The following is a 12,585-nucleotide window of genomic DNA, read 5'->3' on the forward strand; positions in this document are numbered from 1 at the left end:
CTGGCGCTTCAGGAGCTCGACGAGGAGATCGTCGTCGACGCCCCGTTCAGCTCGCTCAGCTACTGGAGCTGCTGATCCCGGCACCCCGGTGCCGTGTTCCGGCGAGACGGTGAGGAGGAGGTGATTGTGATGGCCGACATTCTGGCGCTTCAGGAGCTCGACGAGGAGATCGTCGTCGACGCCCCGTTCAGCTCGTACAGCCTGTTCAGCTGCTGACCCTCGGGGTCCGGCAGTACCGGATGGCAGGTGGGGAAGGCCGCGGCACATGCGGCCTTCCCCAACTCTGCATCCTATTTACCGTTTTGGGGTGAGATAACCGTGGCCGTGGCATCGGAACCGACTACCCGACCGAGCGGACCGCTCGGCGCGCTGCGACTGTGCGTCGCCGAGGTACGGGCGTACCCGGGGCGGGTCATAGGTGTCGCGGTCGCCTGCGCGCTCACCGCCACCGGCGTGGGCGCCTGCCTACTGCTGCTCGCGGCGGTCAGCGGCCCGTCCTACCCGGAGGGTTCGGCGGCCGGGGCGGCGGCCAAGGACGCGCAGAGCCTGCTGGGCCTGCTGCTGACGCTGCTGCTGATGTCGGCGGTGCTGGTGACGGGGTCGACGGTCGCGCTCTGGACCAACCAGCGGCTCGGGCAGTTCGCCGTGCTGCGCGCCCTCGGGGTGACGGCCGGCCGGCTGCGGGCCCTGGTCGTCGCGGACGTCGCGCTGGTCGCGCTGGCCCCCTCCGCCGTCGCCGCGGTGGCCGGGACGGTCCCGGCGGCCGGGTTCGGCCGTCGCCTGCTGATCGAGCGCGAGCTGTTCCCCGCCGCGGTCGACCTGCCCTCCGCCGGGCAGACCTGGGCGATCGCGGCCGGCGCCTGCCTCGGCACCTGCGCGGTCGCGGTGCTGGCCGCGCTGGCCAGCGTGCTGGCGGCCGGCCGGGTCCAGCCGATCGACCTCCTCAAGGACCAGTCACTGGCCCTGGCCCCGCCCCGCCGCAACGTCGGCCGGCTGGTGGCGGGCATCGCCATGGTCCTCCTGCTCTGCGGTCCGCTCGTGGCCCTGATGGTCGCGATGGACCTGCCGCCGGTGCTCCAGGGCGCGATGGTGATGGGCCTGGCCACGGTCGTCATCCCCACGCTCGCGGTGCTCGCGCCCTGGTTCGTGCCGCTGCTCGTCGGCCCCTGCTGCGCGGTGCTGCGGCTGGACCGGAAGGCCGGCCGGATCGCCGCCGCCGGGCTGCGGGCCGCGCCCGCCCGGACGACCGCGATCGCGGTGCCCGTCCTGCTGGCCGTCGGCACCGTGGTCTGCCTGCTCGGCTCGGGGGCGACCATCGGGGCCGCCGTGCAGCAGCAGACCGAGCAGGCGCTGCGGGCCGACGCGGTGGTGACGGCCGAGCCGGGCAACCAGTTGCCCGCCCGGCCCGCCGGCCTGCCCGGCGGGAGCACCGTCGCGCCGATCGCCACCCGGGTGACCGCGCCGCCCAGCTTCTACGACAACAAGCCCAAGCCCACCCGCGCCTGGGGCGTCGACGGGGCGGCCCTGCGGAGTGTCCTGGACCTCGGTGAACAGCAGGGCCGGCTGGACGAGTTGGCGCCCGGTACGTTCGCCGCCGGCAGCACCGAGGCCACCTCGCACCACTGGAATCTCGGCCAGGTCGTCACCTTCACGCTCGCCGACGGGCAGGCGGCGCAGCTGCGGCTCGTCGCCGTCTACCAGCGGGATCTGGCCTTCCCCTCCTACGTCCTCCCCGCCGACCTCGCCCTCGCGCACACCCCGGCCCCGTACGCCGACCGGGTGCTGCTCCGCGGTGACCCGAGCGCCTGGGAGCTCCGGCCCGGCCAGCGGCTCGCCGCGCGGGCCGACTACCTGGCCCACCTGCGGCCGCGCAACGTGCAGGACGACATGGCCTCCCGGCTGATCGTCTCCGTGGTGGGCGGGTACGCGCTGCTCGCCGTCGCCAACACCTGCGCCATCGCCCAGCGGGACCGCCGCTCCCAGCGCGCCCACCTGCGGGCCCTCGGCCTCGGCCGCGGGCAGCTGCTGCGCTGCGTGGTGTACGAGGTGCTGGCCTCGGCGCTGGTCGGGACGGTCCTCGCGGTGGCGACGGCCGGGATCTGCCTGGTGCCGCTGGCCGGGGCCGTCGGACAGGGGGTGCTGCCCGCCCTGGACGTGCCGTGGACGGTCGGCGTGCTGCTCGGGGTGCTGGCCGCCACCGCCGTCCCGGCGGCGCTGGCGGCCCGTCCGTTGCGCGGCATCCGGAGCCAGTTCGCGACGGGGTCGGCGTGAGCGCGGCGGCCGTCGGGGGGCTGGGGCGGTCGTTCTGGCTGCTCTACGGCGGCGAGTCCGCCTCGGCCCTGGGGACGGCCGCCTCGGTGATCGCCCTCCCGGTGGTCGCGCTGCGGGCCGGCGGCGACGTCCGGCAGGCCGGACTGGCCGGCACGGCGCTCTCCGTCGGGGTGCTGCTGGCCCGGCTGCCGGCCGGCGTCCTCGCCGACCGCTGCGAGCGGCGGACCGTGCTGCTGCTCGGCAACGCGGCCGGCGCGGCCGTGCTGGCCGTGCTGGCCCTGTCGGCCGCCGGCGGCACGCCACCGCTGTGGGCGCTGCTGGTCGCCGCCCTGCTGCTCGGCGCGGTGGGCAGCACCCTGGCGCCCGTCGAGAACGTCGTGGTGCGGTGCTTCGTGCGGCCCGAGCACCTCCCCCGCGCGGTCGGCCTGTTGCAGAGCAGGGCGGCCGTCGCGACGACCGCCGGCCCGCTGGCCGGCGGCGCGCTGCTGGCCGTCCACCCGTCCTGGGTGTTCGCCGTCGACGCCGGCAGCTACCTGGCAGCCGTCTGCTGCGTGGCCCTGCTGCCCGGGGGAAGGCGGGAGCGCCCCGAGGACGAGCCCGCCGCGCCCGGAGTCCGGGCCGCGCTGGCCGAAGGCGTCCGGTTCATCTGGCGGGTGCCCTTCCTGCGCTACGCGGTGGTCAACGCGGCCGTGCTCAACCTGGTGTTCAACGGGCTGCTGATCGTGGTGGTCGCCTCCGGCGGGGGCGCCCTGCACATCGGGGTGCTGACCGCGGCCCTGGGCACCGGCGGGCTGGCCGGATCGCTGCTCGCGCCGGCCCTGGCCCGGCGGCTGCCGCCCGCCCGGGGCATCGCCCTCGGCACCGCCGCGGTCGCGCTCGCCCTGCCCGGTTTCACCCTGGCCCAGGGGCACTGGGCGGCGGTCCTGCCACTGGCCCTCGCCGCGGCCGCCGGGCCGGTGGTCACCGTGCTGATCGCGGTCACCCAGATGGAGGTGACCCCACCGGGTCTGCAGGGCCGGGTGCACAGCGGCATCGGCTTCCTCGCCCAGCTGGTCGCGCCCGCCGGGCCGACCCTGGCCGGCCTGTGCGCCCACGCGTTCGGACTGACCGGCACGGTGGCCGGCGCGGCCGTGATCGTGGTGGTCCTCGCCGTGGTCGGGACGGCCGCCACCGCGGGCCGGTCCGGCTACCGGCCCCCCGGCCCCGCCGGGCCGGGAGGCGACCCGGAACGACGGAGCGACAACCCCGCGGAGGCCGTCCATGGCTGACCTCGACCACCGGGCGGCGCACCCCGCGCCGGCGGACCCGTACCGCTGGCTGGAGGACGCGGACGCCCCGCGCACCCGGGCCTGGCTCGCCGATCAGCGGCGCCTGTTGGCCACCCGCCCGCAGCGCTCCGACGAGCCCGCCTGGGCCGCCCTGCTCGACCGGGTGGAACGGGAGGCGCCCGACCGGACGCCCACCCCGCCCGCCGAGGCCGGCGGCCTGCTCTTCCGCCACGAACGCGGCCCGGACGGCGACGTCCTGACCGTCCGGCACCCCGACGGCACCCGCCGGACACCGACCGAGGGCCTCATCGGCCCCGGCGACCGGATCGCCGGCTGGCAGCCCGAGCCGCACGGCCGGTTCATCGCCGTCCAGCTGCACCGGGACGGAGCGGAGACCGGCGGCCTGCACCTGCTCCCCACCCACCCGGGCGACCGGCCCCGCCACCTGCCCGACGCGGCCCCGTACGCGACCGTGGCCTTCACCGGCGAGGCGCTGGTGTACACCGCCGGCACCCGCACCGAGCACACCCTGGTGGCCCGCCACCCGGCCGACGGCCCCGCCCGTCGGCTCGCCCTGCCGGTGCCCGGCCCGGTCCGGCTCACCCTCCACGGCGGACCGGGCGGGAACCTGCTGCTGCGCACCCGCCCGCAGCCGTCCGGCCCGGTGCGCTGGTGGGCCACCCGGTGGACCGGCCGGGCGGTGCCCGACTGGCAGCCGCTCGACCTCGACGGCCGGCGGGTCACCGCCCTGGACCTGAACGAGACCGTCTGCTTCCTCGCCGGCGACGAGCTGCTCGCGCTGGACCTGGACGAGCTGGCCCGGGGCGCCACCGGCCGGCCCGTGCCGCTCGTCGCGCCGCTCGCCGTCGGCGGGCCGCCCGCTGCCGGCGAATCGCCCGTCGCCGGTGAAGCGCCCGCGGGCCCGGTCACCGCCGTGCGGGTGCTCGGCCCCGGCCGGAGGCCCGGCCTGGCGCTGCTCCGCCGGCTGGGGACCACCCACCGGCTCGACGTGCACCGGCCGGGCGGGGCGGCGGAGGGGGCACCGGGAGAGGCGGCGGGCGGTGCGCCGGGCGGCCGTGCCACCGCACTGCACTGGCCCGCCCGGCTGCGCCTCGGCGCCACCCCGTACGACCGGCACGGGCGGGTCGGCGGGTCGGTCTGGCTGCTCGCCGACGACCCCCGGTACGGCACCTGGACCAGGAGCCTGGACGGCTCGGGCCCGGTCGAACCCCCCGAGCGCCGCGCCGCGCTGCGCACGCTCACCGCCGCCGGCCGGGACGGCGCGCCCGTCCCGGTGACGGTCTGCGACCCCGGGCCGCAGGACCGCGGCCGCCCCGCACCCACCCTGCTCACCGTCTACGGGGGCTTCGGCCTCCCCCTGGAACCCGCCTGGGACCCGGCCCTGGAGGCCTGGCTGCGGGCCGGCGGCCGGATCGCCTGGGTGCACGCGCGCGGCGGCGGCGAACTCGGCCCCGCCTGGGCGGCCGCCGGCCGGGGCGCCGGCAAGAGCGCCACCGTGGACGACTTCCGGGCCGCCGCCGCGATGCTGGTCGAACGCGGCGAGGCCCCGGCCGGCGGGCTGGGCGCGCTGGCCGCCAGCAACGGGGCCCTGGTGGTCGCCGCCGCGCTCACCCGGGAGCCCGGTCTGCTGTCCGCCGCGGTGTGCGCGGCCCCGCTGACCGACCTGGCGCGCTACCAGGTCGGCGGCCTCGGCCGGCTCTGGGCGGAGGAGTACGGCGATCCGGCCGACCCGCAGGCGCTGCGGGCGCTGCTCGACTACTCCCCGTACCACCGGGTGGTGCCCGGGACGGCGTACCCGGCGGTGCTGTTCGCTACCGGGGCGAACGACGCGCGGGTACCGCCCTGGCACGCCTGGAAGCTCTGCGCGGCGCTCGGACGGGCCGGCACCGGGGCCGCGCCGGTCCTGCTCGACCACCACGACAGCGGCGGCCACCAGGGCCGCCCGGCCGCGGCCGGGCGGGAGCTCGCGGTCCGCTCCCTCGCCCTGCTGGGCGCCGGCACCGGCCTGGTGCCGCCCGCCGGCCTGCCCGCCGGCCCGCCCGCCGGTCCGTCCGGCCCCCGGCCCAGACCCCAGTCCTGACCTTCGCCCGTGTCCAGCCGAGGAGAGCACCACCGATGACCGAGCCCCACTCCCTCGCGGGAGGCCCGTCCCGTCCCGGAGGCCCGCCCCGCGCCGCCGCGAACCACGCCCCGGCCGCCGCGGCGGCCGTCGACCTGACCAAGGTGCACGGGTCGGGAGACGCCCGGGTGGTGGCGCTGGAGCGGGTCTCGGTGGCCTTCCGGGAGGGGGAGTTCGCGGCGATCATGGGCCCGTCCGGTTCCGGCAAGTCCACCCTGCTCCAGTGCCTCGCCGGGCTGGAGTCCTGCACCTCGGGCGCGGCCCGGATCGGCGACGTGGACCTCACCCGGCTGAGCGACGGCCAACTGACCAGGCTCCGCCGTGATTATGTGGGCTTCGTCTTCCAGGCCTTCCACCTGATCCCCACCCTGACGGTGTCGGAGAACATCACCCTGCCGCTGACCCTGGCCGGCCGCACCCCCGACCAGCAGTGGCTGCGCACCCTGGTCGAGGCGGCCGGCCTCGGCGCCCGGCTCGGCCACCGCCCGGCCCAGCTCTCCGGCGGGCAGCAGCAGCGCGTCGCCTGCGTCCGGGCGCTGGCCGGCCGGCCCCGGATCGTCTTCGCCGACGAACCGACCGGCAACCTGGACTCCCGCTCCGCCGCCGAGATCCTCGCGCTGCTGCGCCGGTGCGTCCGGGAGCTCGGCCAGACCGTCGTGATGGTCACCCACGACCCGGTCGCGGCCTCGTACGCCGACCGTGTCGTCTTCCTCGCCGACGGCCGCATCGTCGACGAGCTCCTCGGCCCGACCCCCGACCAGGTGCTCGGACGGATGCGCACCTTCGACGCCAATCTCGGGATCAGTTACTGGTCCGGACCGGCCTGACCTGCCGCGCGCCGAGCGCCGGATGCGCGAGGATGGACGCATGCCGAACCGTCTCGCGGACGCGACCTCGCCGTACCTGCTCCAGCACGCCGACAACCCCGTCGACTGGTGGCCCTGGGGCCCCGAGGCCTTCGCGGAGGCGGAGCGCCGCGGCGTGCCGGTGCTGCTGTCCGTCGGTTACGCGGCCTGCCACTGGTGCCATGTCATGGCGCACGAGAGCTTCGAGGACGCCGGGCTCGCCGAGTACCTCAACGAGCGGTTCGTGCCGGTCAAGGTGGACCGGGAGGAGCGGCCGGACGTCGACGCCGTGTACATGGAGGCGGTGCAGGCCGCGACCGGGCAGGGCGGCTGGCCGATGACGGTGTTCCTCACCCCCGACAAGGAGCCGTTCTACTTCGGTACCTACTTCCCGCCGCAGCCCCGGCACGGGATGCCGTCGTTCCGGCAGGTGCTGGAGGGCGTGGAGGCCGCCTGGCGGGACCGCCGGGAGGAGGTCGGGCAGGTCGCCGGGCGGATCCGGGCCGATCTGGCCGAGCGGGCCGCCGTCTACTCGGCCGGCGCCCACAACCCGCCCGGCGAGGCGGACCTGCACCAGGCGCTGGTGAGTCTCAGCCGGGACTTCGACCAGAGCCGGGGCGGCTTCGGCGGCGCGCCCAAGTTCCCGCCGGCCATGGTGCTGGAGTTCCTGTTGCGCCACCACGCCAGGACCGGTTCGGAGGCGGCGCTGGAGATGGCCGTGCGCACCGGCGGGGCGATGGCCCGCGGCGGCATCCACGACCAGCTCGGCGGCGGCTTCGCCCGGTACGCGGTGGACGCCGGCTGGGTGGTGCCGCACTTCGAGAAGATGCTGTACGACAACGCCCTGTTGCTGCGCGCCTACCTGCACCTGTGGCGGGCCACCGGCTCGCCCCTCGCCCGCCGGGTCGCGTTGTCCACCGCGGACTTCCTGCTGCGCGAACTCCGCACGCCCGAGGGCGCGTTCGCTTCCGCGTTGGACGCCGACAGCCTCGACGAGGAGACCGGGCAGTCCGCCGAGGGCGCCTACTACGTGTGGGAGCCCGGCCAGTTGGTCGACCTGCTCGGCCCCGCCGACGCGGCCACCGCCGCCCGGCTGTTCACCGTCACCGCCGAGGGCACCTTCGAGCACGGCACCTCGGTGCTCCAACTCCTCTCCGACCCGGAGGACTTCGCCGAGTACGAGGCGATCCGGTCGCGGATGGCCGAGGCCCGGGGGGCCCGCCCGGCCCCGGCCCGGGACGACAAGGTGGTCGCCGCCTGGAACGGCCTGGCCGTCGCCGCGCTCGCCGAGACCGGCGCGCTGCTGGACCGCCCCGACCTGGTCGAGGCCGCCGAACGCGCCGCCGACCTGCTGCTCGCCGTTCACCTCACCCCGGACGGCCGGCTGCTGCGCACCTCCCGGGACGGCCGGGCCGGTGCCAACGCCGGCGTGCTGGAGGACTACGCGGACACCGCCGAGGGCTTCCTCGCGCTGTACGCCGTCACCGGCGAGTCCTCCTGGCTCCAGCTGGCGGGCGGCCTGCTCGACACCGTGCTCAAGCACTTCACCGACGAGGCCTCCGGCGCGCTCTACGACACCGCCGACGACGCCGAGGAACTGATCCGCCGCCCGCAGGACCCGACCGACAACGCCACCCCGTCCGGCTGGACGGCCGCCGCCGGCGCCCTGCTCACGTACGCCGCGTACACCGGCTCCGACCGGCACCGCACGGCCGCCGAGCGGGCCCTCGGCGTGGTCGGCGCGCTCGCCGGCCGGGCGCCGCGGTTCATCGGCTGGGGCCTCGCCGTCGCCGAGGCGCTGCTCGACGGGCCGCGCGAGGTCGCCGTGGTCGGCCCGGACGGCGATCCGGCCACCGCGGCGCTGCGACGGGCCGCGCTGCTCGGGACGGCGCCGGGGGCCGTGGTCGCGGTCGGCGCGCCCGGGGAGCCCGAGGTGCCGCTGCTGGCCGACCGGCCGCTGGTCGGCGGGGCGCCCGCGGCGTACGTCTGCCGGCACTTCGCCTGCGACGCCCCGACCACCGATCCGGCGGCGCTGGCCGGGAAGCTGGGCGTGGCGGTCGAGTAGCGGGAGCCCCGGCGGCGGCCGCGAAATCGCTGGCGAACCGGCCCCGGGCGGTCCACCATGGGCCATGACCTGGACTTTCAGCACCTCCCTCGACGAGTTCCGCGACCAGGCGGGCGCCTTCCTGGCCACCCGCCCCGCCGAGAACACCGTCCTGCTCACCATCGCGCACCGGCTGGCCGCGTCCGGCCTGACGGTGTTCGGTGAGCCGCCGGTCTTCGGCTGGTGGCGGGCCGAGGAGGACGGTCCGGTCGCCGGGGCCTTCCTCCAGACGCCGCCGTTCGACCCCAGGCTCTCCTTCATGCCGCCGGCCGCGGCCGCCGAGCTGGCGGTCGACCTGGCCGCCGCCGGCTCCGGGTTCACCACGGTGACCGGGGTCGGCGGGGGTGCCGAAGCGGTCCGCGCCTTCGCCGCCGCGTGGACGGCGGCGACCGGCACCGAGCAGGCCGTCCGCTTCGACGAACGGCTCTACCGGCTCGGCGAGTTGACCGACCCGCCGCGCCCGCCCGCGGGCCGCCACCGGCTGGCCGAACCGGCCGACCGCGAGCGGGCGATCCGCTGGTACGAGGAGTTCCTGGCCGAGGCGGGGGTCGACGTCCCCGACGTCCCGCGGGCGGTGGACGAGCGGACCGCGAGCGGCTGCCTGCACCTGTGGGAGGACGTCGGCCGCCCGGTCGCCCTGGCGGGCAGCAGCCCGATCCTCGCCGGGATGTCCCGCATCGGCCCGGTCTACACCCCCGTCGAGAGCCGCGGCCGCGGCTACGGCACCGCCGTCACCGCCGCCGTCTCGGCCCACCTTCTCTCCCGCGGCGCCACCGAGGTCCTGCTCTACACCGACCTCGCCAATCCGACCAGCAACTCCATCTACCAGCAGATCGGCTACTTGCCGGTGGAGGACTCCCTGATCATGGACTTCCGCCGGGCGTAGCCGGTGCCGGTGCCCGGTCGCGCGGCCCCTGGCCGGGCACCGGTCCGGCCGCCCCTCACTCCCAGTCCCAGCGGATCCCCAGCAGGCACGGCCGCACCGCCGTCGCCACCAGGTGGACGCAGTGGTGCCCGTCGAGGGTGAGCTCCTCGGTCTCGTACGGGGCGGCGCCGGGGGAGTGGAGGGCGAAGCGGTGGCAGCGGACGGGGAGGGCGGCGGGGTGGAAGGTGATCTGGAGGACGTACTGACCGGCGCCGGAGTTGAAGCCGCGGACGTACTCGCAGCTGGGGTCGGGCGAGGGGGAGTCGTCGAAGCCGTAGCCGAGCAGGTGGGTGTCGCCGGTGCGCAGGCGGCGGTCGAGGAGGAGTTCGGCGGCGAGCAGGTGGTGGGCCTGGTCGCGGCGGATGCGGCCGGGGCGGCAGTTCTCCTCGGCGCGGACGCCGACGCGGGTGATGTCGCTGCCCGGGTCGCCCTGGTAGAGGGCGAGGTAGCGGTCGATGCCGTCGCGGTGGGCGCGCAGGGCGTGCTGGGAGTCGCGGCGGGCGATCCGGCGGTCGGGGCCGACCCGGATGCGCTCGATGTGGGTGATGGTGTGCAGCCCGGTGTCGCGCGGGCCGGCGAGGGTGGCGAGCAGTCCGTCGACGGCCACGGCCGGTGAGATGAGGTCGCGGTAGGGGCGCACCGGCGGGCCGGCCGGTGCGGGGCCGGCGGCGCGACGGGGGCCGAGCAGCCGGGTCAGGGAGTGCTCGGGCAGGTCGAGGACGTCCTCCAGGGCGGCGACGGCGCGCAGTGACTCGGCGCGTTCCGGGCGGCGGTGGCCCTGCTGCCAGTAACTGAGGCTGGTGAGGCCGACGTTGACGCCGCGCAGGGCGAGGTGTCGGCGGATGCGGTGCAGGGCGAGTCCCCGGGCGGAGATCGCGGTGCGCAGGGCGAGGTGGAAGGGGCCCGTGCGCAGGGCGGCGGCGAGGTCGGCTGGGTCGCTCCTGTGGATGGCAGCCTCCTGGGGCGGGCGTGCGGGCGTGCGGGCGTGCGGGCGTGCGGGCGTGCGGGCGTGCGGGCATGCGGGCGGTCCGGCGCCGACGGCTGGGACGGGCCGCCGTTTGACCGTGAATATTCACATCGATGCGGCGGTTTGTCACCGGTCCGGGCCTGCTGCGCGGGGGTTCCCGGGGCGTCGTTCACATCCGCGCCGGCCCGTTCACATCCCGGTCCGGGCCGCACCGAGGCCCGTTGACCCGTACCTGACGAGGCGCGATGCTCGGGGCGCGATCCGGACCGCGCCCCCACACAGCCCCTCGCTCCACTCGTGCAAGGAGGCATTCCCCCATGCCAGTTCCACGGATACGGCTGCGCCGTGCGGTCTCGCTGCTCACCCTCGGCGTGCTGGGCCCGGCGCTCACCGCCGCGATGGCCGCACCCGCGATCGCCGCCGCCCCGGCCGGGCAGCCGGCCCAGTACCGGGCCCAGGCCCAGGACCGGGCCCAGGACCGGGCCGCGCACCAGGTCCGCCAGGCCGCCGCGCCCGGCAGCACGGCCGACCTGGCCGGCACCTACAAGAAGCTCAACATCACCATGCAGCAGCAACAGCAGACCAACTGGTGCTGGGCGGCGAGCGGGAACACCATCGCCACCTGGTTCGGCTACAACTACAGCCAGAACCAGTTCTGCAACGCCGCGTTCGGCCGCTCCGTCAACTCCAGCTGCCCCAACAGCCAGGCCACGCTGGGCGATGTGCAGAACGGGCTGAGCTGGGTCGGCATCAACCCGGGCTCGTACGTCAACGGGTACCTGAACTACGGCACCGTGCAGTCCGAGGTGAACGCCAACCGCCCGATCGAGACGCGCATCCAGTGGAGCTCGGGCGGCGGCCACATGCACGTCCTGTACGGCTACGACACCGGGAGCAACTGGGTCTACTGGGGCGACCCATGGCCCTCCAACTACCGCTACAACTGGGCGGATTACCAGTACTACGTGAACAACGACACGTTCTCGTGGACCCACTCCCTGTACCGGATCGGCGCGTGAGGGCGACCATGACCGAGATCAAGAGCCGCCGTCGGGCCGTCACCTCCGCCGCCTCCACGGCCGCCGTCACCGTCCTGCTCACCGCCGGTCTCGCGCTGGCGCTCGCCCCGGCCGCGCACGCGGACTCCCCGTCCGCCCCGGCCCCGGTGCCCGCCGCCGAGCTGGCGCAGGCCCGCAGCGCCGTCCAGGACGCGGCCGTCCTCGACAAGGTCGGCCACTTCTTCGCCCGCAAGGGCGTCCCGCCGACCCGGCAGCTGACCATCGGCGCCGCCGAGGAGGCCCGGGCGGCGAGCGAGGCCGCGCCGCGGCTGGCCGGTGACACGGTGCCGGTGTACCTGCTGGACCCGGGCTTCGTGGCCGGCACCCCGGGCGCACCGGTGGCGAAGGCCGAGTTCACCGCCAGCAAGGTGGTCGCGGCGGACGGGCAGAGTGCCTCGGTCTGGACCGTGCGGCAGGGCGAGGCCTGGAAGGTCGTCAACATCGCCTCCGGCGGTGACGAGAGCGACTACGCGGCGAAGGCGGCGGGCAGCGGCGGCGGCACCGCCTTCCGCGAGCCGCAGGTCAACGCCTGGTACGTGCTGCGCGACGGCCGGGTGCTGCCGCTGGACGACGAGGCCCGGCGCTCGGTGGGCGCCGGCGGGGTCACCCTGGCCGCGTACCAGCAGCTGGTGCACCAGCGGTACGGGGACAAGCTGCCCGGCTCGGCGTACGACCGGTCGGGCGAGGGCGGCGGCTACCAGGTGGACGCCGCGCCGGAACTCGCCGCCGTGGCGCAGGCCCCGCAGGCCCCGGGCGGCGGTTCGGAGCTGCCGGCCGTGACGGCGGCGGCCGCCCTGGGGGCCACCGCGCTGGTGGGCGCGGGTGCCGTGCTGCGGCGGAGGACGGGCGTCCGCCGCGGCTGACGGCGGGCGGGGTCCGGTCGGTCGGGCCGGGCCCCGCTGCCCGCACACGTGACGAACCCGCACACGTGACGAACCCGCACGCGTCATGAACCCGCACATCGAACAGAGCGGAACGGAGAGGACAACCGCAAGGGCGCCGAACCG

Annotated in this window: 9 protein-coding genes; 8 read left to right on the forward strand and 1 reads right to left on the reverse strand. The window is 76.5% G+C overall.

What is annotated here, in order from left to right; genetic code table 11:
• Positions 1–324 precede the first annotated feature (324 nt).
• From ACWGKU_RS37700 to ACWGKU_RS37725, 6 genes are all read left to right on the forward strand, one after another.
• The gene (locus ACWGKU_RS37700; RefSeq protein ID WP_401049495.1) at positions 325–2,271 is read left to right on the forward strand and encodes an FtsX-like permease family protein; all 1,947 of its coding nucleotides are present in this window, start codon (positions 325–327) and stop codon (positions 2,269–2,271) included.
• Positions 2,268–3,539, forward strand: coding sequence for an MFS transporter (locus tag ACWGKU_RS37705; protein ID WP_401049493.1), 1,272 nt, complete (start codon positions 2,268–2,270; stop codon positions 3,537–3,539). The genes ACWGKU_RS37700 and ACWGKU_RS37705 overlap by 4 nt, the downstream gene beginning before the upstream one ends.
• Entirely contained in the window at positions 3,532–5,640 is a 2,109-nt protein-coding gene (locus ACWGKU_RS37710; RefSeq protein WP_452180759.1) for a prolyl oligopeptidase family serine peptidase, read from the forward strand. Before ACWGKU_RS37705 ends, ACWGKU_RS37710 begins: the two co-directional genes overlap by 8 nt.
• Before the next feature lie 35 nt (positions 5,641–5,675).
• On the forward strand, positions 5,676–6,506 hold the full coding sequence (locus ACWGKU_RS37715) for an ABC transporter ATP-binding protein (protein ID WP_380548791.1): 831 nt from the start codon (positions 5,676–5,678) through the stop codon (positions 6,504–6,506).
• 40 nt (positions 6,507–6,546) lie between these two features.
• Positions 6,547–8,589 (forward strand): thioredoxin domain-containing protein, encoded by a 2,043-nt coding sequence (locus ACWGKU_RS37720; RefSeq protein WP_401045969.1) that lies wholly within the window; start codon positions 6,547–6,549, stop codon positions 8,587–8,589.
• Positions 8,590–8,653: 64 nt separating this feature from the next.
• Entirely contained in the window at positions 8,654–9,514 is an 861-nt protein-coding gene (locus ACWGKU_RS37725; RefSeq protein ID WP_401045971.1) for a GNAT family N-acetyltransferase, read from the forward strand.
• Positions 9,515–9,569: 55 nt separating this feature from the next.
• On the opposite strand, the gene ACWGKU_RS37730 is transcribed toward ACWGKU_RS37725, so the two are convergent.
• Positions 9,570–10,502: a hypothetical protein gene (locus ACWGKU_RS37730; protein ID WP_401045987.1), complete on the reverse strand. Its 933-nt coding sequence runs from the start codon at positions 10,500–10,502 to the stop codon at positions 9,570–9,572.
• A 335-nt stretch (positions 10,503–10,837) separates the two neighbouring features.
• Between ACWGKU_RS37730 and ACWGKU_RS37735 the strand changes: the two genes are divergently transcribed.
• Complete coding sequence (locus tag ACWGKU_RS37735; protein WP_401045974.1) at positions 10,838–11,539, forward strand: papain-like cysteine protease family protein; 702 nt, start codon at positions 10,838–10,840, stop codon at positions 11,537–11,539.
• Positions 11,540–11,547: 8 nt separating this feature from the next.
• Positions 11,548–12,441 (forward strand): hypothetical protein, encoded by an 894-nt coding sequence (locus ACWGKU_RS37740; protein ID WP_401045976.1) that lies wholly within the window; start codon positions 11,548–11,550, stop codon positions 12,439–12,441.
• Positions 12,442–12,585: the final 144 nt, after the last annotated feature.

The organism is Kitasatospora sp. NPDC054768 (assembly GCF_053612025.1).